The 22,811-nt window shown below is 70.8% G+C and carries 10 protein-coding genes; 6 read left to right on the top strand and 4 right to left on the bottom strand.

Annotated features, from left to right (window positions below; all coding sequences use genetic code 11):
* Positions 1–73 precede the first annotated feature (73 nt).
* Positions 74–955 (top strand): succinate--CoA ligase subunit alpha, encoded by an 882-nt coding sequence (gene sucD, locus WMF36_RS46635; RefSeq protein ID WP_437577334.1) that lies wholly within the window; start codon positions 74–76, stop codon positions 953–955.
* Positions 956–1,060: 105 nt separating this feature from the next.
* On the opposite strand, the gene WMF36_RS46630 is transcribed toward sucD, so the two are convergent.
* Positions 1,061–2,101: an oxidoreductase gene (locus WMF36_RS46630; protein ID WP_437577333.1), complete on the bottom strand. Its 1,041-nt coding sequence runs from the start codon at positions 2,099–2,101 to the stop codon at positions 1,061–1,063.
* A 374-nt stretch (positions 2,102–2,475) separates the two neighbouring features.
* Between WMF36_RS46630 and WMF36_RS46625 the strand changes: the two genes are divergently transcribed.
* The 3 genes from WMF36_RS46625 (at position 2,476) to WMF36_RS46615 (ending at position 10,319) form a co-directional block, all read left to right on the top strand.
* A complete protein-coding gene (locus tag WMF36_RS46625; protein ID WP_437577332.1) occupies positions 2,476–3,489 on the top strand; it encodes a hypothetical protein in 1,014 nt (337 codons plus the stop codon).
* On the top strand, positions 3,386–4,846 hold the full coding sequence (locus WMF36_RS46620; RefSeq protein ID WP_437577331.1) for an HTTM domain-containing protein: 1,461 nt from the start codon (positions 3,386–3,388) through the stop codon (positions 4,844–4,846). Before WMF36_RS46625 ends, WMF36_RS46620 begins: the two co-directional genes overlap by 104 nt.
* 358 nt (positions 4,847–5,204) lie before the next feature.
* Positions 5,205–10,319, top strand: a complete 5,115-nt coding sequence (locus WMF36_RS46615; protein ID WP_437577330.1) for an AAA family ATPase — start codon at positions 5,205–5,207, stop codon at positions 10,317–10,319.
* A 73-nt stretch (positions 10,320–10,392) separates the two neighbouring features.
* Here the strand turns inward: WMF36_RS46615 and WMF36_RS46610 are convergent, their stop codons facing one another.
* The 3 genes from WMF36_RS46610 to fumC form a co-directional block, all read right to left on the bottom strand.
* The gene (locus WMF36_RS46610; protein ID WP_437577329.1) at positions 10,393–13,938 is read right to left on the bottom strand and encodes a PHP domain-containing protein; all 3,546 of its coding nucleotides are present in this window, start codon (positions 13,936–13,938) and stop codon (positions 10,393–10,395) included.
* A gap of 9 nt (positions 13,939–13,947) precedes the next feature.
* Entirely contained in the window at positions 13,948–15,540 is a 1,593-nt protein-coding gene (locus WMF36_RS46605; RefSeq protein WP_437577328.1) for a porin, read from the bottom strand.
* A gap of 202 nt (positions 15,541–15,742) precedes the next feature.
* On the bottom strand, positions 15,743–17,143 hold the full coding sequence (fumC, locus tag WMF36_RS46600; protein ID WP_437577327.1) for a class II fumarate hydratase: 1,401 nt from the start codon (positions 17,141–17,143) through the stop codon (positions 15,743–15,745).
* A gap of 190 nt (positions 17,144–17,333) precedes the next feature.
* Here fumC and WMF36_RS46595 point away from each other — a divergent pair, with 190 nt between their 5' ends.
* Both WMF36_RS46595 and WMF36_RS46590 read left to right on the top strand, forming a co-directional pair.
* Complete coding sequence (locus WMF36_RS46595) at positions 17,334–18,326, top strand: fatty acid desaturase family protein (protein WP_437577326.1); 993 nt, start codon at positions 17,334–17,336, stop codon at positions 18,324–18,326.
* Positions 18,327–18,565: 239 nt separating this feature from the next.
* Positions 18,566–22,621, top strand: coding sequence for an RHS repeat-associated core domain-containing protein (locus tag WMF36_RS46590; protein ID WP_437577325.1), 4,056 nt, complete (start codon positions 18,566–18,568; stop codon positions 22,619–22,621).
* Positions 22,622–22,811: the final 190 nt, after the last annotated feature.

Here is a 22,811-nt window from a genome sequence, read left to right as displayed (position 1 = left end):
CGAACCCAGTTGAGCAGCGAGCGACCGGCGATTGCCGAGCTCCTGTCCACGTTGAAGGTAGAGTAATCAAGCGATGAGCATCCTCGTCAACAAGGACACGCGGGTCGTCTTCCAGGGCATCACGGGCGCCTACGGGTCGCAGCACGCCCGCGCCTGCATCGAGTACGGGACGAAGGTCGTCGCCGGCGTGACGCCCGGTCGCGGCGGCCAGCGCTTCGAAGACAAGGTGCCGATCTTCGACACGGTCGAGCAGGCCGTACGCAACGAGGGCGCCGACGTGTCGTGCATCTTCGTGCCGCCGGTCGGCGCCGCGGACGCGATCACCGAGGCCGTGGACGCGGGCTGCAAGCTCGTCATCTGCATCACCGACGGCGTGCCGGTGCTCGACATGGTGCGCGTGCGTCGCTTCCTCGATGGGAAGCCGGCGCGCCTCGTCGGGCCGAACTGTCCCGGCGTGATCACGCCCGGCGAGTGCAAGATCGGGATCATGCCGGGCCACATCCACAAGAAGGGGCACATCGGCGTGCTCTCCCGCTCGGGGACGCTGACCTACGAGGCGGTCGGCCAGCTGAGCGCGCTCGGCATCGGCCAGTCGAGCTGCGTGGGCATCGGCGGCGATCCGGTCGGCGGCATGGACTTCATCGACGTGCTCGAGCTCTTCAACCAGGATCCCGACACGCACGGGGTCGTGCTGATCGGCGAGATCGGCGGGACGGCCGAGCAGCGCGCCGCGGCCTGGATCAAGCAGAACATGAAGAAGCCGGTGGCCGCGTTCATCGCCGGCCGCGCGGCGCCTCCGGGCAAGCGCATGGGCCACGCCGGCGCGATCATCGCGGGCGGCGAGGGCACCGCGGCCGAGAAGATCGCGGCGCTCGAGGCGGCGGGGGCCAAGGTGGCCGCCACGCCGGCCGAGATGGGCGTCGCGATGCAGGCGGCGCTCGCGGCGGCGCGCTGATCCTTCCCGCACGGAGGCCGCTGTTCCGAGCTGCCCGGCCCACGGCGAGCCCCCTCGCCGTGGGCCTACCCTATCCTTCTTTGATCGGCGCGCGCGCCGCTCCGGTCACGCGTCGAGCTGTATCGTCCGCCGCTCGGCCGAACTCCTCATCGCGGCCTCGATGATGCGGATCACGTCGCGCGCCTCCTCGGCGCGCACCGGCGGCGGGGCGCCGTCGAGGATCGCCGCCGCGATGCCCTCGTAATAGGCCTCGTAGGCGCCGGGCAGGCTCTCGATGGTGCGGCGCTCGCCGCTCGCCGTGACCAGCGTGCCGAACCAGCGCGGGTCCTCCCGCCCCCACTCCGGCGTGCCCGGGCGCTTGCCCGCCTTGAGGGCCTCCTCCTGGCCGTCGATCCCGTGCTTGAGGAAGCTCCCGCCGTCGCCGTGGACCGCGAAGCGCGGGCCCGGCTCGCTCACAAGCGTCGAGGAGCGCACGATGACGCGGCGCTTGCCGTACTCGAGCGTGAGGTGGAAATAGTCCACCGTGCGCGCTTCGGGCCGCTGCGCCAGGAGGTCGGCGGTGACCGCGCGCGGCGGGCCGAAGAGCACGAGGGCCTGATCGATCAGGTGCGCGCCGAGGTCGTACAGGATCCCCGAGCCCGGCGCCGCCTCCTCTCGCCAGCCTTGCTTGATGGCGGGGCGGAAGCGGTCGAAGTGCGCCTCGTACGAGGCCACCTCGCCGAGCAGGCCCTGCTCGATGCAGTGGCGCACGGTGAGGAAGTCGGCGTCCCAGCGGCGGTTCTGGAACACCGAGAGGAGCCGGCCACGGCGCGCGGCCAGCGCGATGAGCTCGTCCGCCTCGGCGCTCGTGATCGTGAACGGCTTGTCGACGACCACGTGCTTGCCCGCCTCGAGCGCCGCGCGCGCGAGCGGGACGTGGGTCTCGTTGGGCGAGGCGATCACCACGAGGTCGATCCCGGGCTCGGCGATCAGCACCTCGGGCGTCGGATGCACGGCGACGCCCGAGTGGTCGGTCATCACCTGGCCCTCCCGGCGGGTCGCGATGGCGGCGAGGCGCAGCCCAGGGATGGACCGGATCAGCGGGGCGTGGAAGACGGCGCCGGCGAGGCCGTAACCGATGAGGCCGACATAGACGCGCTGGGACATGGCAGGACGGGCTCGTCCGGGACGCTAGCCCGAAGAGCCCCTGGAGGGAAGCCCGGCGGGCGCCGACGATCCGGGGCCCACGGAGGCGCGCGGCGGCGCGTTGGCGAGCCGCCAGAGGCATCCGCAAACGCTCGCGATCGCGCCTGGCGAACCGCCACGAGCGTCCACAGCGCTCGTCACCCCATGAGGCGCTCTGCCAAAGGCCCTTCGACGCTCACAATCTCATCGCGGAGGGCTGCACGAGCGAGGATCACGGGAGACGTGGTCACCGCGCGTCCAATGTCGTCGCCCATGACCCTCATCGCCGCCGAGCGAGAGGGTTCGTACAGACGCAGCGGAGCCCTTGCGATACCCTCCTCTGTTTGGAGGCTTTGATGCACGCCAAGAGCGTCTTTTCCGTAGTCGCCCTGACCGCCCTGATCGCCGGCAGCTCCCTCGCGGCAGGGTGCAAGAGCACCGCCGAGGCCACCGTGACCGAGGAGTCGATCGAGGCCGTCCCGGTGGCCCTCGAAGAGCCGTTGACCGAGGAGCACGACGGCGGCTCGGTCGGATGGGAGATCGCGCCCGACGGCACCGTGAGGGCGATCGTGAGGGCGCCTGACGGCAAGCCCATCGACAAGGAGGTGAGCGGCACGCTCACCTGGAAAGGGCCGAACGGCGACGCGCAGGTCCCGCTCGCGCTCGACGCGAAGACAGGGCTCCTCATCGCGGCCGGGCCCAAGCTCGAGGCCGATCTCACCGAGGTGAAGTACAACGTCGTCGTCGCCGGACAGCCGTGGAATGGCACGCTCCACGTGCCCGTAGGAGGCACGAAGGTCCTCGTCGAGGGCGCGCGGAAGGCCGAAAAGCGGCCCATCCCGCCGGGCAAGACGGGCCCGAACGGCGGGATCATCCAGGTGGTCGGCGACGACACCGTCGAGGTGGTCGCGGACAAGGCCTCAGGCCAGGTGAGGGTGTATGTCCTCGACGCGAACCTCAAGCCGATCCCCGTCGGCGACCGCAAGATCAAGCTCGGCTTCGTGGGGTCGGGCTCCGAGGTCGTCCTGCTGACCCCCGGCCCCGGCGGCCTCTACTGCGTCGGCACGGTCGCGGCCAGGGTGAACCCCGTGAAGCTCACCGTCGTCGTGGCGCACCCGACGCACGCCGACGTGGTGCTCGTCGGCTATCGCCCCGGCGTGCACGTCGTGGTCGGCCCGAGCGCGCCGGCCGTGAGCGTGATCGTGGCGACGACGTGGAACGTGGCCGTGAAGGTCAAGACGACTCCAGGCGTGGTGGTGATCCACGATGACGACGACGACGACGACGACGGACGACCGGTCCACATCCACGTGCACGGCAAGCACAAGCACAAGCACAAGCACGGGCACGCACACGGGCACTGGAAGTGACCTCGCGCGGCGCTGGGCGGCCCACCTCACCGCCGAGGTCGACGCCGCCTCGCTCGCCGTCTTCCGCATCGGCTATGGCGCCCTGATCGCGTGGGAGGTCGTCCGGTACGTCCTCCACGATCGGATCTCTCGCTATTACATCGAGCCCGGCTTCTTCTTCAGCTTCGTCCCCTTCATCCGCCCCTGGGGCGGGACAGGGATGTACTGGCACTTCGCCGTCCTCTTCGTGCTCGCGCTCCTCTGCGCCGTCGGGCTCTTCTACCGGGTGAGCGCCGCGCTCCTTTGCGCCGCGCTCACGTATGTCTTCCTCCTCGACAAGGCACAGTACCTCAACCACCTCTATCTCCTCTGCCTCCTCGGCCTGCTGCTCGCCGCCGCCCCCGCGCACCGCGCCCTCTCGCTCGATCGCCTCCGCGCGCGGCGCGCCTCGCCGGCCGACGAGGGGCAGAGAGCGCCGGCGGAGACCGTGCCGCGCCTCTACCTCTTCGCCCTGAAGGCCCAGATCGCGATGGTCTACTTCTACGGCGGCATCGCCAAGCTGAACGGCGACTGGCTGCAGGGACAGCCGCTCACGATGTGGCTCGCCGAGCACCGCGGCGCGCCCCTCGTCGGGCCGCTCCTCGCCACGCCGGCCGCGGGGCTCGCGCTCTCCTATGCAGGGCTGCTCCTCGACCTCTCGATGGGCTTCCTGCTCTTTTCCCGACGCACCTTCCCGCTCGGCGCGGCGCTCGCCGTGGCGTTCAACCTCTCCAACGCCCTCCTGTTCAAGATCGGGATCTTCCCCTACGCGATGATCGCCTCGCTCGCGCTGTTCGCCGATCCCTCGTGGCCGAGGCGGCGGCTGCCCTTCCTCTTCGGGAGCGCGGACCGCCCAGGCGGCGGCGCCGAGGTCCCCTCGCCCGCGGCGTGGCGACGGCGCGTCCTGCCGCTCGCGCTGCTCCACGGCTATCTCCTGGTCCACCTCGTGGTGCCGCTCCGCCACTGGGTCTATCCGGGCGACGTCGCGTGGAACGAGGCCGGACACCGCTTCTCGTGGCGGATGAAGCTGCGCGACAAGAACGTGAGCGAGCTCGACATCCGCGTGCTGGATCCGAGGACCGGCGTGCGCGAGTCGCTCGACCTCGAGGCGTGGCTCACCGACCGCCAGCTCGGGGAGATGAGCGCGCGGCCCGACATGATCGTCGACTTCGCGCGCCACGTCGCCGACCGCTGGCGGGAGGACTTCGGGGTGCGGCCGATCGTCACGGCCAAGGTCGTCGCGTCGCTGAACGGAGGGCCCTACCGCGATCTCGTCGACCCGACGCTCGATCTGGCGTCGCAGCCGAGAGGGCTCCTCGCGGTCGTGCAGCCACCCTAACGCCGCGCGTCAGAAATCCGGCCGCATCGAGGGGAGATCACGGGACGCGAGGACGATCGCAGCCCACCGATCGCGGTGATCCACACCTCGTAGGGGTGAGCCGAGCGCCAGAGCTCGACCTTCCCGGCGCGCGAGATGCGCTGACGATGCAATGAGATGCACTCTAGACAAGCGCTCCGCATGACGCTCAACGACGGGCGACACGACGCGGGGGCGTGACGCAGCACACGTCGTTCCGCTGATATTTGCATTCTATGCGCAAACCCGCAGAGGACTCTCCTATACTGATGCTCTCGGTCTGTAGTTGAGAAAACGCCAGCGGCGGACAGGGCCATCACGAGCGCGAGCACAAATACGCATGACCACAGCATCGTTTGATTTGCCGGGACATGTCGTCGAGCAGCTGATCCATGAAGGCAGCAAGACCCTCGTTTACCGCGGCCACCGCGCCGCGGATCAGCGGCCGGTCGTCATCAAGACGCTGAAGGGCGAGCACCCGAGCGTCCGCGATCTCGCCCTTTTACGGCACGAGTTCCATCTGCTGCGCGATCTGGACCTAGATGCCGTGGTGCGGGTGTGCGCGCTCGAGAGGACGCGCGGCGGGCTCGCCCTCATCACCGAGGCGGTCGAGGGCACGACCCTGCGGGCAATCCTCCACGATCGCCGGCTGGATCTACGCACGGCGCTGGCGCTCTCGGTCGCCATCGCCGACGCCATCGGCGCGGTGCACCGCTGCCACATCACGCACAAGGACATCAATCCAAGAAACATCATCATCAGCTCAGACCTCCGCGGCGCCACGCTCATCGACTTCGGCGCCGCGTCGCGGCTCCAGCAGGAATTCCAGGAGTCGACCTCGGTCTCTACCCTGCAAGGGACGCTCGCGTACATATCGCCCGAGCAGACCGGGCGCATGAACAGGGGCATCGACTACCGCGCGGATCTCTACTCGTTCGGTGTCACCTTGTATGAAATGCTGACCGGCGCGCTGCCGTTCTCGGACGCCGATCCGATCGACGTCATCTACAGCCACATCGCGCGGCCGCCCGTCCCGCCGCACGAGCGTCGCGGGGACGTGCCCCAGCCGGTGTCCGAGGTGGTCATGAAGCTCCTCGCCAAGACCCCCGAGGACCGCTATCAGAGTGCGTACGGCGTCAAGGCGGACCTCGCGGAGTGCCTGCGCTCCCTCGAGCAGACGGGCCGGGTCCATCCCTTCCCCATCGGGCGGAGCGATCGCAGCTACGATCTGCGCGTTCCGCAGAAGATCTACGGCCGGGACGTGGAGCGAGACCGGCTCCTTTCCGCCTTCGAGCGGGCCCGAGCCGGCGCCGCGGAGCTCGTGCTCGTCTCCGGCTACTCCGGCGTCGGCAAGAGCGCGCTGGTCCACGAGACCTACAAGGCGATCGCCAGGGTCGGGGGCCACTTCGCCCACGGGAAATTCGATCAGCTGAATCGCGGCGTGCCCTGCGCCTCGGTCGTCCAGGCGTTCAGGGGGCTCGTGCAGCACTTCCTCTCCGAGCGAACCGAGGTGCTGTCCCGCTGGAGAGCAGAGCTCGGCGCGGCGCTCGGCGCGAACGCCGGGGTCCTGGTCGATCTCATCCCCGAGCTCGCGCTCATCCTCGGCGAGGTGCCCGCCGTCGCGGCGCTCGGCCCCTCCGAGTCGCAGAACCGCTTCGACATGGTGTTCCGGAGCTTTCTCGGCGTGTTCACCGCCCCGTCGCACCCGCTGGTCCTGCTCCTCGACGACCTGCAATGGGCGGATGCGGCGTCGCTCAGGCTGCTGCGGCTCCTTCTCACCGACCCCGACACGGGCCATCTCCTGGTCGTCGGGGCGTACCGCGACAACGAGGTGAGCCCGGCGCACCCGCTCATCATCACCCTCGACGCCATCCGGGCCGCGAACGCGGCCGTGACGGACATCCCCCTCGCGCCGCTCTCGCCGGAGGACGTGACCGCGCTCGTCTCGGACGCCCTGGGTCGCACGGCGCAGGACGTCGCGCAGCTCTCCGAGCTCATCCACGGGAAGACGCAGGGCAACCCGTTCTTCATCGGGCAGTTCCTGCGGATGTTGAGCGACGACGGGCTCCTCCGCTGCGAGCCGGAGACCGGCCAATGGGCATGGAACCTCGCGGCCATCGAGTCGCGGGCCGTGACGGACAACGTCGTCGAGTTCATGATCGCCAAGCTGCAGAGGCTCTCGCCGCCCACCCAGCGCGCCCTGCAGCTCGCCGCGTGCATCGGGCACAGGTTCGATCTGCGCACGCTCGCGACGATCTCCGAGCAGCCTGCCGCGCAGTCGGCGCAGGACCTGTGGGGGGCCATGCAGGAAGGGCTCCTGCTCCCCATCGACGCAGACTACCGGCTCGTGCAGCCGGGAGAGCAATCCCACGACGAGCCCGCGAGCGAGGCGTCGTTCGCCGTCTCCTACCAGTTCTTGCACGATCGCGTCCAGCAGGCGGCCTACGCGCTCATCGCGGACGAGCACAAGCGCGCCGCCCACCTGCGCGTCGGCCGCCTGATGCTGGCCAGTCAACGCGGGGAGCCACAGGAAGAGCAGCTCTTCGACATCGTGAACCACCTGAACTACGGAGCCCGCCTCATCGCCGATCCCGGCGAGCGAAGCCTGCTCGGGCGCCTGAACCTGCGCGCCGGGAGGAAGGCCAAGAGCTCGACTGCCTACGGGGCCGCGGCGGAGTACTTCAGCGCCGGACGGAGCGCGATCGGAGACGACGGCTCCTCGGGGGACCACGCGCTGCGCTGGGCGCTCACGCTGGAGGCGGCCGAGTGCGAGTACCTGTGCGGCCGCTTCGCCGAGGCCGAGGCGCTGTTCCAGCGCCTGCTCGATGTGGCGCGGTCAAACCTCGATCGGGCGCGGGTCCAGAGCCTGCGGATGAAGCTCTATCAGGTCGCGGGCCGCTACGACGAGGGCGTCGCTGTGGGACAGGAGGCGCTGCGCCTGTTCGACGTCGAGATCCCTGAGACGAGCGAGGAGATCGGCGCCGCGGTCTCCGCCGAGATCGCGCAGATCCCCGAGAGCATGGCGGGAAGGAGCATCGAGGACGTCCTGCACGCGCCGCTGCTCGCCGATGAGCACATCCGCGCGGTCATCCACCTGCTCGCCGACTGCGCGCCCTGCGCGTACATCGGGCGGCCAAGCGTGTTCCCGCTCATCGCGCTGAAGATGCTGAACCTGTCGCTGCGGCACGGCAATACCGAGGCGTCCTGCTTCGCCTACAGCGTGTACGGGCTCATGCTGGTCTCGGCGTTCGGCGATATCCCCTCTGGATTCCGCTTCTCGGAGATGTCGATTCGCCTGAACGAGAAGCTCGGGGACGTCTCGCTGCGGGGGACGCTGCTGCACCTCCACGGCGATCACATCAACTTCTGGGTCCATCCTATCCGGGACGACCTGCCCATCCTGGAGAGGGCGTTCCTCGCGTGCCTCGAGGCCGGCGACCTGGTGTACGCGAGCTACCTCGCCTTCGAGACCGTCTGGCAGGTTTACGAGAAGGGCGATCCGCTGGAGGAGGTCCACCGCGTCGCCGAGCGCTTCGCGTCGTTCGCGCGCAAGACAGGCAATCACGCCGTCCTCGAGACCATCCGGCTGGAGCAGCAGTTTCTGCGCAGCCTGAAGGGGCTCACGGAGGCCGACGCCTCGCTGAACGAGGAGGGCTTCGCCGAGGAGGAGTGCCTGGCCGCGCTCACCCGGGCGAGCTTCGGGTGCGGCATCGCCTTCTATCATATCATCCGGCTCATCCTGCTCTATTCCCACGGCCGCCCCGAGGCGGCGCTCGCTGCGGCGGAGGCGGCGCGTCCCGTCCTCGGGGCCGTCATGGCGATGCCGATCGAGGCGACATACCACTTCTATTTCGCGCTCACGCTGATCGCGCTCGGCGAGCACGACGAGGGCGAGCGGCAGCGGCACGCCGAGGCGCTCTCCGCGTCGCTCAAGAAGCTCGAGCTCTGGGCGAGCCAGTGCCCTGACAACTTCCGCGCGAAACACCTCCTGGTCCTCGGCGAGATGGCGCGCACCTCCGGCCGCGACGGGGAGGCGATGGAGCTCTACGACGACGCCATCGACGCCGCCCGTCAGAGCGAGTTCATACAGTACGAAGCGCTCGCGTCGGAGCTGGCCGGGCTGTACTACGCTCGCAAGGGCCGGCGGCGCATCGCCACGCTCTACCTGAACGCGGCGATGCACGCCTACCGGCAGTGGGGGGCTGAACGAAAGGCCGCGGCGCTGATCCGGCAGCACGGGCTCGACGCGCTTCCCGTCGATCGAGCGCCCGCAGCGGAGCGCGATCAGACCCTCTCTCGATCGAGCACCGTGTCGGTGAGCCACCCGCTCCTCAACAAGCTCGTCGATGTCGCGGCGGTGCTGCAGGCGACGCACGCGATCTCCAGCGAGCTCGTGCTCGGGAGGGCGCTCGAGCGCGTGATGCGCGCCGTTCTTTCGAGCGCCGGCGGCCAGCGCGGCTTCCTGGTGCTCGCGCGCGAGGGAGGGCTGGTCATCGAGGCGGCCATCACGATCGACCCTGAATCGATCGAGGTGGAGCTCCGGCGTCCGCTCGAGGAGTCCTCGGATCTGCCGGTCAGCATCGTCCACTACGTGGCCCGCACGCGAGAGCTCGTCATCCTGGACGACGCCGCGGCGAGCCCTCGCTTCGCGGCGGATCCTTACCTCTCCGCGCGCCGGCCGAAGTCGGTGATGGGCCTTCCGCTCATCCACCAGAACCGGCTCACGGGCGTGCTGTACGTCGAGAACGCGCTCGCCAGCGGCGCCTTCACCCCGGAGCAGGCCGAGCTCCTCCGCCTCCTGGGCGCGCAGGTCGCAGCGGCGCTCGAGAACGCGCTGCTCTACGGTCGCCTGCAGGAGGTCTCCGAGGGGCATCGCGCCATGAACGACCGGCTCGAGAGCGAGGTGCAGCGACGCACCGAAGAGCTCTGCTCGGTCAACGAACGCCTGTCGCAGAAGGCAGAAGAGCTGAACCGGACCAATGAACGGCTGCTCGAGGAGCTCGGCGAACGCGAGCGCGCCGAGCAGGGCCGGGCGGCTCTCCAGGAGGAGATCATCGAGGTGCAGCGCCTGCGCCTCTCGGAGATGGCGACGCCCATCATCCCGATCACCGATCGTGTCCTGGTCATGCCGCTCATCGGGACGATGGACGCGGTGCGCGCCGCGCAGGTGCTGGAGGCGACCCTCGTCGGCGTCCAGCGCCACAACCCGTCGGTCGTGATCATCGACATCACGGGCCTGAAGCACGTCGACGCCGGGGTCGCCGACACGCTGATCCGCACCGCGTCGGCGCTGCGGCTGCTCGGCGCGCGCGCGATCTTGACCGGCATGCAGCCGGAGGTCGCCCGCGCGCTCGTGCAGGGAGGGATCGACCTTCGCGGCATCGTCGCCCACTCGACGCTGCAGAGCGCCGTCGCCCACGCGCTCGCGCCGTCCCGCGCCGGAGCGGCCCATTGAACCCGCGGCGCGCTCCGCCATCCATCGCCGCCGCCCCGGAGGTCGGCGCGGCCGCGCGCCCACCCGCCGGGCGCTACGGCGACGCCTGCTTGTCCTCGCAGCGCCCCAGCACGAAGATCCCGCACACCGCCTCGTCCTGAAGGCACTCCTGCCCTTGCGGGCACTGCGACGGGTCGAGCACCGCCGGGTCGCACGGCCTCGCGCAGAACGGAGGCGGGCCGCGCGGGGCGTCGTAAACGCCGTTGCCGTCGCGGTCCAGGAAGATGGGGTTCGTCACCGCATAGGGCGCCACCGGGTACCAGTCGGGGACCGGCGGAGAGGCCGTGAAGAACCGGGAGAGCGCCTCGACCTGCGTGAACGCAAGGCTCGCGACCCGCGGCAGCTGGAGCTCGCCGAACGACACAGGCAACGCGACCGGCGTGAGGAGGTTCTCGTCGCGCAGCCCCATCGCCACCACCACGACCCAGCCGTCCGACGGCGGCGCCGGCAGCTCGATCCGCGCGTCGACGTCCACGATCGCCGAGGGGCCCGCGTCCGGCTCGAGCACCCGGACCAGCTGGCCGCTCACGTACACCTCGACGCGATCCACGCCGAACCAGCTCGCCGTCTCGATTCGCAGGTCGAGCGGCACCGTGTCGCCCTCGACCCGCGCCACGCCGCCGAACGTCACGCCGCCGACGCCCGCGCGCACGAACGGACCGTACGTCGCGAACGCGCTGCCCGCGCGCAGCGACCCGGTGACCTCGCCGAGATCGATCGCCGCAGGCTGGTCGGTCGGCGAGCGGAAGTAGGTGCGCGGGAAGCCCGGCTCCGGTGAGGCGCCGTGGCTGTCGCTGCTCGCGATCTGCGTCGGGGAGAAGCCGTGATCGAGGTAGCGGAACAGGTCGTCGACCTGGCCCGCATGGAAGGTGCACGGCCGGTCCGCGTCCGCCTCCGGGACCGCTCCGCCCTCGCCGACAAGACAGAGCGCCTCCCCCTCGGCCGCGGTCCTGTCGAACCCCCAGAGCGCCTCCTGCTCCTCGGGCGTCCTCGTCAGGATCCGCTTCGTGACCGCCCAGGCGAGGGCCGAGCGGGCGCGCTGCTGGCACACCGCGTACCGCTCGCCAGGCCGGCACGCCGGCAGGCCGGCAGGGAGCTCGCTGCACGCCGCGCCGAGCGACACCTCGTCCTCCGCAGCGTCGATCCGGGACAGGCAGCGGTTGAAATCGACCACCTCCTGCACCGTGGGGGTCCGGAGCAGATCGAACCGCTTCGCGTTGAAGACCTCCATCGCGTCGAAATCGCAGCTGCCCGCCTGGAACAGCGGGTTGCTCGCCTCGAGCGTGGGGATCGTCCGGTCCAGCGTGAACGGGTCGACGCCGAGCTGGTCGATGTACCCGATGAACCCGTCGCGCGGGTGAGCGACGATCATGAGCGCGTCCTCCCCGTCCGCCGCCGTGCCGCGGATGCCGTCCATCACGTCCCCGCCCGCGCGGCAAACCCAGTCGAAGACGCCGTGATCCGGCACCGAGAGCTCGTCGTAACCGAGCGGGAAGCCGATGAAATGCCCGAGCTCGAGCGTCGAGACCTCGGCGCCGATCGCCGTCTTCAGGAACGGCTCGAGCCCCAGCTGCTTCACCGCAGGCTCGAGATCGGTGTGCACGTCGTGATCGGTCGCCACCGCGATCTCCAGCCCCTCGACGACCGCCGAGGTCACCCGCTCCTCGAGCGGCATGCCGCTGTCGAAGCTCGGGCGCTGGTGCAGGTGCATGTCGATCGACATCCAGCCCGTCGTGTCGACCTCGCGCGGCACGACCGCCTCGATCCGCCGCATCTCCCCGGCGCGCACCTCGAGGTCCGGGACCTCGAACCGACCGAACTCGGGCCCGCGCGTGACGAGGACACGGTAGCGGCCAGGCTCGAGCTCGACCGAGCCTTCGCCCGTCGCCGAGCGCTCGATCTGCCGGACGCCGCTGCCGAGGCGGCCGTGGCCGAGGTAGACCCGCCGCTTTCCGTCGCCCTCGCGCGGCTGCCCCGCGGCGTCGAGCGCGACGAACGTCAGCTTGGCGGGGGCGAGCCGGCCGCCCTCGTCGACGACCCGGTACGCGAGGCGCGCAGGGCTCGGCAGGTCCGCCGCGACCGAGACCGCGGCCCGGGCGCCGAGCGCGACGCGGATCGGCGCGGACAGCGCCGTGCCCCCCGGGCTCTCCGCGACGAGCAGGTAGCCGCCGGGCACGAGCCGCGCGTGGAAATCGCCGTCCTCCACCGGATCGAGCCCGAGGTCGGCGTCGATGGCGAGGAGGAGCCCCACGTCGCCCGAGCGCGCGAGGTTCGCCTCGACAAGCTCGTCGACGCTCGCGAAGCGCGCGCCCGGATCGGGGTCGCGGAAGACGTGGACGCGCGCGTTCGGCACGGGCTCGCCGGTCGACCGCCACCGGACCACGCCCTCGAGCGCGCCGGTCTCCGTGCCGCGGGCGCCGTGGACCACCTCGGCGACGCTCGCGATGTCGCCCTCGCCCACGGCGAAGTAGCGCTCGTAGGTGAACGACCGCTTGCTGTCGCACGCCTCGTCGTCGTCGCCCGCGGCGAGGCAGCTCCTGCCGGCGCTCAGGAAGGCGGTGGCCGCGCTCGTGAAGACGGGGACGTTGACCGTGGAGGGCGGGTCGCCCGGGCGCGCCTTCGTGAAGTAGCCGTAGCTGACGTCGCCGCCCGCCGCGGCCACGAAGTCGAAGCTGAGCGGCCGCTGGAACGTGTCCCGGCCGGAGAAGAGGGCGTCGAACACCGCCTTCTCCTCGTCGAACCCGATGCCGGGGCCGAAGATGTCGTTCTGGTTGCCGAAGAAGACGAAATCGCCGGCGACGATGCCGCCCTTCCGCTCGGGGCCCTTGGTGCGGTCGTCGCCGAGGATGCCCCGGAAGATGTCCGAGGGCCCCGTGTAGTTGTCGAGCGAGAGCGGCTCCCCGCAGGCGCACGCGGGGCAGCCGTCGTCGCCCGCCGCGAGGCCGTGCTCGCACTCGAGCGCGCAGGAGCCGACGCTCGGGCACCCCACCGCCCTGTCCGGCAGGAGGAGCGTCGTGCGGATCGTGACGAACCGCTCGCCCGGGCGAAGGATGTAGTCGGTGCGGAAGCGCAGGTCCGGCTTGAGGCCGTCGAACAGGAGGCCGAGGATGTCCTCCTGGGTCCTCAGCACGCCGAGCGCGTGGAAGAGGAACCCGCCGTCGCCCTCGACCCGGAGGATCGCCTCCTGCCCGTCGGAGCCGTCGCGCGCCACGAAGACCTCGGTGGCGCCCGGATCCGGCACGAGCAGGTTGGCGACAGGGAACGCCTCGGCGAAGCGATCGCGCCCCGACGCGCTCGCGAAGCGCGGGTCGGGGCGGCGCAGGTCGGCGTCGACCAGCGAGCCGCCGTAGACGCCCGGCCCCGGCGAGTGGCGCGGCCCGAGGATCGCGACCCGGATCTGGTCGTTTTCCAGAAGGAAATCGCCGACATCGGCCATCGCCACAGGGCCGCCGACCAGCTCGAACCGGTTCTCGATCGGCTTGGCGCGCAGCAGGTTCGGCTCGTCGCAGCCGGCCAGGGCAACGAGGCCGACGGCGCCGAGCGGCGCGAGCAAGGCGGGGGCGGAGCGGCGGGTTCGCATGGTGGGCCGCTAGAGGTTGAGCTGGAGCTGCAGCGCCACGGCGTCGTTGTCGAGCGCGACGCCGTGGATCTCCTGCCGGTGGGTGAAGTCGGCCTGCGCCTTGAGCACGTTGTCGATGAAGTGGTAGCTCGCGCCGGCGGTGAGGGCCCAGCTGTCGGTCTCGTCGGAGAGATCGAGGTTGGGATCGAGCCACTCGAACCGCGCGCTCACGCCGAGCTTGATGCGCCTCACGAAGTAGCCCACCTCGCCGACGAGGCCGAGCGACGTGATCGGGCCGAGCTGGCCGAGCGGCTGCGTCGGGGCGCTCTCGGGGTCGCTCTGGTTCCAGAGGAGCTCGGCGAGCGCGTGCGCGCCCGCGGCGTGGACCAGGACGTCAGCGCCGATGCCGTGGATGTCGCGCGTCCCGCCGTCGCTGAAGAAATAGCTCGCGCCCGCGCCGACGCGGGGGCGCGAGACGGCGAGGTCCTGCGTCGAGCGCGGGAGGGGGCCGAGCGGCTCGGTGGCGAGCCGCGCGACGTAGGCGATGTGGTCGAAGCGGTTGCCGAAGCTCCCGGCGTTCTCGAGGTAGCCGGTGAAGAACTGATCCGAGCGCTGGAAGCCGTTGAACATGCCGGCGAAGTAGCTGAACGCCCTGTCCCGGAAGTGCCCCTCGACGTGGAGGCCGACCTGGCGGAAGGGCGCCATGGCGCGCACGGCGAAGGGCCGCTCGATGAGCGCGCCCTCGCCGGCGCCCGTCATCGCCGAGCGGCTGAACGGCACGTCGTGCGCGCCGAAATAGAGGTGCGCGAACGGGAAGTGGGCGTAGCCGATCCACGCCTCGGAGAGCCGCGGCGAGGCGCCTTCGCCCGCGGCGAGCTCGCCCGCGACAGCGAACGGCACGTACCCGGCGAGCGTCCCCGCGAAGCCGACCCGGGCGCGCCGCACGCGGAACCCCTGCCCCTCGGCGACGTCGCCCGCCTGCAGGAAGGCGTGCTCGCCGACGTACGGCACGGCCTGCGCCTGCACGAGCACGAGGGGCGAGAGCGAGAGCCGGCCGAGGCTGAGCTGGAAGGGCGGGCCGGCCGCGCCGTCGGATGCGGGCGCGGCGTCGGAGCCGGCGGGCGCGGCCGCCGCGCCGGCGGGCGGCAACGCCGCGTCGGCCGGCGGCGGCAAGGCGGCGCCGGAAGGCGGCAAGACGGCGCCGGAAGGCGGCAAGACGGCGCCGGAAGGCGGCGCGGCCGCACCGCCCGGCGCGGCCGCGGCCGCGGCAGGCGGTGTCACGGGGGCGGCAGGCGGCGCGGCAGGTGTCGGGGCGGCGGGCGGCGCGACCGGAGCGGCGCCGGCGGGCGGCGGCGGGTCCGGGAGCGCCGGCGCGGCGGACGGGAGCACCGGGAGCGGGTCGGCGGCCGGAGGCTGCACCGGCAGCGGCCGGCTGGGCTGAGCGCCCGCCGGCGAACACCAGAGCGCCGCCGCGGCCACGAAGACGACGGCGGCGACACAGCCCTTTCCGGCGGCGACGGACCTTCCGGCGACGCAGGCCCTCGAGACGAGGACGCCCGCGCGCCGCCGCACCCTGGACCACCGAGGATCCGCGCTGCCACGCATCCATGCGCAAGGTGTCATCGGCATCCCCTGTCGGCCGGCGGCGAGGGTGGGAGCCGCTGCGAAGCTGCAGCGGCGCCGCTGGCAGGCGCTGTTCGTCTATCCCAGGACGCGACAGGGTGTCAACGCGCGCGCTCGCACGAAAACACGCGCGCTCACACGAGAACTCGCGGGCTCGCGGGCTCGCGGGCTCACGGAGGAGCGCGGTCATCCCGCGCCGCGATCACCCCTTGTCCGCCGACGGGCCGATCATGCGCTCCGGCCTCACGACCTCGTCGAACGTCCGCGCGTCGAGGAGCCCGAGCGCGAGCGCCGCCTCGCGGAGGGTGCTCCCTTCCGCGTGCGCCTTCTTCGCGATCTTCGCGGCGTTGTCGTAGCCCACGTGCGGGTTCAGCGCGGTCACGAGCATCAGGCTCTCGCGGACGTTGCGCGCGATCCGCTCGCGGTTCGGCTCGATGCCGCGCGCGCAGTGCTCGTCGAACGACGCGCTGCCGTCGGCGAGCAGCCGGATCGACTGCAGCACGTTGTGGATGATGAGCGGCTTGTACACGTTGAGCTCGAAGTTGCCGCTCGCCCCGCCGACGCCGACCGCGACGTCGTTGCCGAGCACCTGCGCGCACAGCATCGTCATCGCCTCGGCCTGGGTGGGGTTCACCTTCCCCGGCATGATCGAGCTGCCCGGCTCGTTCTCGGGGATCGTGATCTCGCCGATCCCGCAGCGCGGCCCGCTCGCGAGCCAGCGGACGTCGTTCGCGATCTTGTTCAGGCTGCAGGCGAGCGTCTTCAGGGCGCCGTGCGCCGCGACGAGGGCGTCGTGCGACGCGAGCGCCTGGAACTTGTTCGGCGCGGTGACGAAGGGCGCCCCGGTGAGCTCGGCGATCTTGGCCGCCACCCGCGCCGGGAACTCCGGGTGGGCGTTGAGCCCCGTCCCGACCGCCGTGCCCCCGAGCGCGAGCTCGTGGAGCGGCGGGAGCGCCCGCTCGATCGCGGCGATGCCGGCGTCGAGCTGCGCCACGTAGCCGGAGAACTCCTGTCCGAGCGTGAGCGGGGTCGCGTCCTGCAGGTGCGTGCGGCCGATCTTGACGATCTCGGCGAACGCCGCGCTCTTCTGGGCCAGGGTGTCGCGGAGCCGCCGGACCTCCGGGAGCAGGCGGCGCTCGATCTGGAGCGCGGCGACGACGTGCATGGCCGTCGGGAACACGTCGTTCGAGCTCTGCGACCGGTTCACGTCGTCGTTCGGGTGAACGGGCGACTTCGAGCCCATCACGCCGCCGCCCAGCTCGATCGCGCGGTTCCCGATGACCTCGTTCACGTTCATGTTGGTCTGGGTGCCGCTCCCCGTCTGCCAGACGACGAGCGGGAAATGGTCGTCGAGCTTCCCCTCGATCACCTCGTCGGCCGCCGCGGCGATGAGCCCGCACCTGTCGGCCGGCAGGAGCCCGAGGTCGCGGTTGACGAGCGCGGCCGCCTTCTTGACCGTCGCGAGCGCGGCGATCATCTCCCGCGGGAAGCGCTCGCCGCCGATCCGGAAGTTCTCGAGGGAGCGCTGCGTCTGCGCCCCCCAGTAGCGGTCGGCTTGCACCTCGATCGGCCCGAAGCTGTCCTTTTCGATGCGAGTCCCCATCGCCGCGTCTTAGCGGCAGTGGACGGGCCCCTCAAGCGGCGCGAAGCCCCGTCGACGGCGCCTGCGTGCCCCTGCGTAAAAGTCTTCGCGTCCCGGGGTAAAAAGCGGGCGTGCTCTTGTTTTCTCGCCCTTTTTTTGCGAAGTTCCGGGCCGCGCACGCGCGAGAAACACGGAGATCAGCATGGCCGGCATGGATACGGTACCGCGGGAGCTGCTGCAGGCTGCCTACAAGCGCAACCCGATTTACCTGCTCAAGATACCGCTTCATTTCGGCATCTGGGCCGCGCTGACGTGGGTGCTGTACGCGACGCAGCACCACGCGCTCGCCATCCCGATCGGGATCGCGTGCTCGTTCGTGATCGCCAACCTCGTCCGTGGCCTCGGCGCGGTCGCGCACGACGCCGTCCACGGCAGCTGCTCGCGCTCGAAGCCCGTCTCGTACCTCATCGCCCTGCTCTGCTGGGCACCGACCGGGATGAGCGTGACGCTCTACACGAACTACCACCTTCATCATCACAAGATCGCGAACACGTACCCTGACGTCGACAACTTCGTCGTCACGGACTACACGCGGAACCCCGTCCTCGCGAAGCTCCTGCTCCTCGCGGTCTACACGTTCGCCTACCCGCTCTACTTCCTCGGCTGCATGGCGCGGTACGTGAAGCGGCTGTCGCCGCTCCAGCGCGTCAGGATGAACCTGGAGCTCCTCGGCTTCTACGGCCTCATGGCCTTCTTCTTCTGGGTCATGCCGTGGCAGGTGTTCTTCTTCTTCTACGTCCTGCCGTTCGTCTTCGGCGCGATCCTCGCCAGCGCGACCTCGATGATCGAGCACTACGAGATGCTGCCGGGGGAGGACGCGTACAGCTCTCGCACCTACGGGACGCGGGCGCACGTCACGAATTTCCTCTGGAACAACGTCACTTATCACAACGAGCACCACAAGTTCCCGGGGATCCCGTTCTACAACCTGCGCAGCTTCCACGTGGCAGCGTATCCCCACTACGATGAGCGGGTGAAGTCCGCCTGCCACCCGTCGATCGTCGGCATCGCCTTCGCGCTGTACGGCCGCATCCTGAGGCTCGATATCGCGAAGCTCGACGAGCGGTACCGCGACATCAACAAGGAAGCCGAGCGGCAGAAGATGATGGCGCTGAACGGCATCCAGCCCGGCGTCACCGCCTGAGCCGCGCGCTCGGGCCTTCGCGCCCGAGCGATCCGGAGCCGATCGCGGTTCGAGAGGCGAAGCGAGCGTCGCCTTGGCACTCGCCGCGCGGGCATAAGTTTTGCGACAGTGTAAATGGTGTAATAGGTAGCGCGATAGACCTTGCGACTGCCCCCATCGGGTCGACGTGCGCTCCTGTGCGGCTGTGGCCGGGAGATGCGCCTTTCAGGTGCTTCGCTCCCCCTGTTACGCTCGGTCCCATGGCGCGCACGGCCCCCGTCCCGAATATCCCCGCGATCCCCGGCATGAACCCCGGCGTCTTCATCATGGGCGGCGGCGGCGGGAGCGGCGGCGGCAACGGCAAGGGCGGCAAGGGGAGCGGCAAGGACCAGGGTGCCGACGGCTCCAACGGGGGCAACGGCGCCGATGGAGGGGGGAAATCGGGCTGCGGTGGGACGGGCGGCGACGGCTCCGGCTGCCCGAACCACCACGGGTCGAAGAAGAGCGGGAAGGTATCGAAGGGCGACCCGGTCGACGTCGCGACCGGCCGTGTGTTCACCGATCCGGTAGTCGACCTCGAGCTGCTCGGCCCTCTCGGCTTGCAGTTCGTGCGCCGCTACAGCACGAGCGCCCATGAGCGCGACGTCGGCCTCGGCTTCGGCTGGGCGCATTCGTTCGCGTGGGCCGTCGAGGTGCGGCGTCGGACCACCGTGCTGTGGACCGACACGGGCGCGGAGCTCTCGTTCGACGCCATCGCCGAAGGGGACGCGGGCCTCGGCCCCGACGGCTGGGTCCTGACCCGCGACGCCAGCGGGTTCGTGCTCGATGACGCCGCCGGCACGTTCTACCTGTTCTCCGAGCGCGACGGCTCGACATACCGCCTCTCCGCCGTGCGCGACGCCCATGGCAACACGACGCGGCTCGCCTACCGCGAGGGGCGCGTCGAGTCGATCACCGACGCCGCCGGCCGCGTCGTGCGCGTGCGGCGCACGCCCGACGGCCGCATCGCCGCGCTCGACGTCAAGAACGCGCCCGAGCGAGGGAGGTGGGTGGCGCTCCGGAGCTATACCTACGACGAGCGCGGCGACCTCGTCGTTGATACGGACGCTGAGGGCTGCGTCAGCCGCTACACCTACGACGATCACCGGCTGACGTCGCGCACGGATCCCGAGGACCTCACCTTCCACTTCCGGTACGACGAGCGTGGCCGCTGCGTCGAGACCTGGGGCGATCACCCCGATCCGGGGCGCCTCGGCCTTGCGGAGGGCGTGCCCGATACGCTCGCCGATGGCACGAAGGCCCGGGGGATCTACCACTGCAAGCTCGTCTACGGCGACGACGGGTACTCGGAGGTGGCGGACTCGATCACCGTGCACCGCTACTTCGCCAACGAGTTCGGAAAGCTCGACAAGGCCGTATCCGGCGGGGCCGTCTACTGCCGCACCTACGATGAAAACGGCAATCTCCGCTCGTTCACCGACCCGCTGGGCGCCACCACGACCTGGGTCCGCGACGCCCGCGGCCGCACGCTCCGCGTGAGCGATCCGCTGGGCCGCACCACCGTCATCGAGCGCGAGCCGGACGGGCACATCCGCCGCGTCACCGACCCGGCCGGCGGCGTCACGGAGGTGACGCGCACCGCGGGCGTCCTGTACTGGACCGATCCGATCGGCGCGACCTTCGAGGTCCGCGTCGAGGCGCGGGGGCTCATCACGGAGACCGTCGCGCCGAACGGCGCGCGCACGCGCTTCCTCCACGACGCGCACGGCAACGTGATCCAGAAGATCGACGGGACAGGCGCCGTCACCGAGCACGTCTACGACTACTGGGGACGTTGCCTCTCGGTGCGCGACGCGCTCGGGCACATCACGTCGTACGCCTACAACGATCGGGGAGATCGCGTCGCCGTGCGCCACCCGGACGGGGGCGTGACCCGCTATGTCCACGACCGCAACGGGGACGTCGTGCGCGTCGACCACCCGGACGGCACCTCGACGCGCTTCGATCGCGGAGGTCTCCATAAGGTCTGCGCGATCCGCCGCCCGAATGGCGAGGTGAACCGGCTCGGATACGATCGCGAGGGCCGCCTCGTGCAGGCCGAGAACGCGCGGGGGGACGTGTACCTCATGCGCTACGACACAGCAGGCCGCATGGTGTACGAGCGGACGTTCGCCGGGCTGGAGAAGTACTACCGGCACGACATGGCCGGACAGCTCCTTCACGAGAAGACCGGCGCAGGCGAGCTCACGGAGTTCACCTATGACGCGGCCGGACAGCTGGTACGGCGCACCCTGCCGGACGGCGCCACGGAGTCGTTCGAGTACGATCATTGCGGCCAGCTGATCGCCGCCGTCACGCCCGCCGGGGAGCTCACGTTCACGCGCAACGCCGTGGGCTGGGTCGTGGAGGAGCGGCAGATCGCGTCGGGGGAAGCGTTCTTCGTGCGGCGGACGTACGATCTCATGGGCAACGTGGTGCAGCGGACGACGTCGCTGGGCCACTCGGCCGCCTTCGCGCGGGACGCCTGCGGCCGGGCTACGCAGGTGGTGCTGGACGGGCGCACCGCGGTCGGGGTCGCGCACGACGCGCTCGGGCGCGAGATCGCCCGCGCGCTGCCGGATGGAGGGCGCATCCAGGTCGTCTACGACGCGCTCGGCCGCATGGCTCAGCGCTGGGTGGGCCACCCCGGGCAAGCCAGCGCGGGTGCCGGCCGGCCCGAGTGGGTCGGCCCTCGCCCGCCGGGGACGACGGTGTACCAGGCGTTCCGCTATGGGCCGTGCTCGGAGCTCGTCGAGTCGTGGGACGACGCGCTCGGCCGGAGGCTGTTCGAGCACGACCCCGCGGGCCAGCTCCTGGGGGTCCGCGACGAGCGGGGCCGGGTGCAACGCTTTGCTTACGACGCCGCGGGCAACCTCCACGAGCCGGACGGCGAGCAGCGCGCTTACGGCGCCGGGAACCGCCTGGTGCAGAAGGGCGGCACCACGTACGCATGGGACGAGTCGGGCAGGCTCACGAGCGCGCGCGACGCGGAGGGGCGGCTGACGCGGTACACGTGGAACGCCCTCGGGCTGCTCGGCGCGGTCGAGAGGCCCGACGGGAAGGTGATCGAGCTCAGCTACGATCCGTTCGCGCGGCGCATCGGGAAGCGCACGTTCGAGCGAGCGCCCGACGGGCGGCGGCGCGAGGTGTCGAGCGTGCGCTTCGTGTGGGACGGCGGCGTGCTGGTCCACGAGATCAAGCGCGTGGCGCAGGTGTCGGGCGATCCCGTCGTGGAGGAGCGCACGTACTGCTTCGAGGAGGCCCGGTACGCCCCCTGGGCCCACCGCGACACGCGCATAGCGGGCGGGCGGCGCGAGGAGAGCCCGTGGTTCCATTACCTCAACGACGACGTGGGCGCCCCGGAGCGCCTGGTCGGCCCGGCGGGCGAGGTGGTGTGCGAGCTCGACCGGTCCGCGTTCGGCGCGAAGGTGAAGGAGGGCGGGCGGACCACGACGCCGCTCCGCTTCCCGGGCCAGTACGAGGACGAGGAGACGGGGCTCGTCTACAACCGCTACCGCTACTTCGATCCCGCGCTCGGCCGGTACCTGAGCGCGGACCCGGCCGGCCTGGACGGCGGCTTCAACGGCTTCGACTACGCCGGCAACGCGCCGACGCGCTTCGTCGATCCCAGCGGCCTGATGCCGTTCTCGACCGTCCGGAACGCGGCCGGGAACAACCCCGGGGGCAAGGATTTTACCGAGCCGAAGAACCGCCGCGGGGTGCCGGGCGATATCGAGGGCAAGAGCCAGGGAGAGCGCGGCGGGGCAAAGGCAGAGGCCCAGCGCGAGCAGTTCGGCAAGGACGACGCCATCACCGAGGCCGTCAAGAACGCGCAGAAGGCGCGCAACGAGACCCAGACAGGGGACACAACATGCGCGGAGGTGGACGCGCTGCACAAGATGGCGCGCCAGATCCGCAACGAAGGGGACGCACAGCGAACGGCGCAGGGGAAGCGTAAGATGACCAATGAGGAGGTGCGCGCCGAGCTTCAGAAGCGCTTCAGGAACGGCGCGACGATCGAGACCACGAACGAGGATGGCGAGGGCATGGCGCCCTGCCCCATGTGCGCGCAGATCTTCCGCGAGCTCGGCCTCCACCCGGCCAACATCGGGGACGACGCAAAGGGCGGCGTGATCGGCCCAAACGACGAGACGGAAACCAAGGTGAACAAGATGGGCCGGTGGGATGGGAACATCACGCAGAGCGGCGAGCGGAGGCGCTCTCGACAACGGAACATCCGGACGACGCGCTCCACAACCCCCCCGTTCACCACCTGACGCACGCGATGACGACACCCCGGCCCCGAATCCCCGCCCCCGCGCCTGTCGAGCGCGCCTGTCGCTGCGCCTGGGACGAGGCGTTCCGCGCCACACTCGACCCCGGAGAGCAAGGCGCGCTGGCCGCGCTCGGCCGGTGGATCGAGGAGCCAGACCGGTCCTATGCAATCTTGCACGGCCCGCGCCCCAG

Origin of the sequence: Sorangium sp. So ce887, from assembly GCF_051521455.1 — a bacterium.
GTDB lineage: Bacteria > Myxococcota_A > Polyangia > Polyangiales > Polyangiaceae > Sorangium.
Note: the sequence above shows the minus strand (reverse complement) of the source record. Positions and strands in the feature narration are given on the sequence as shown.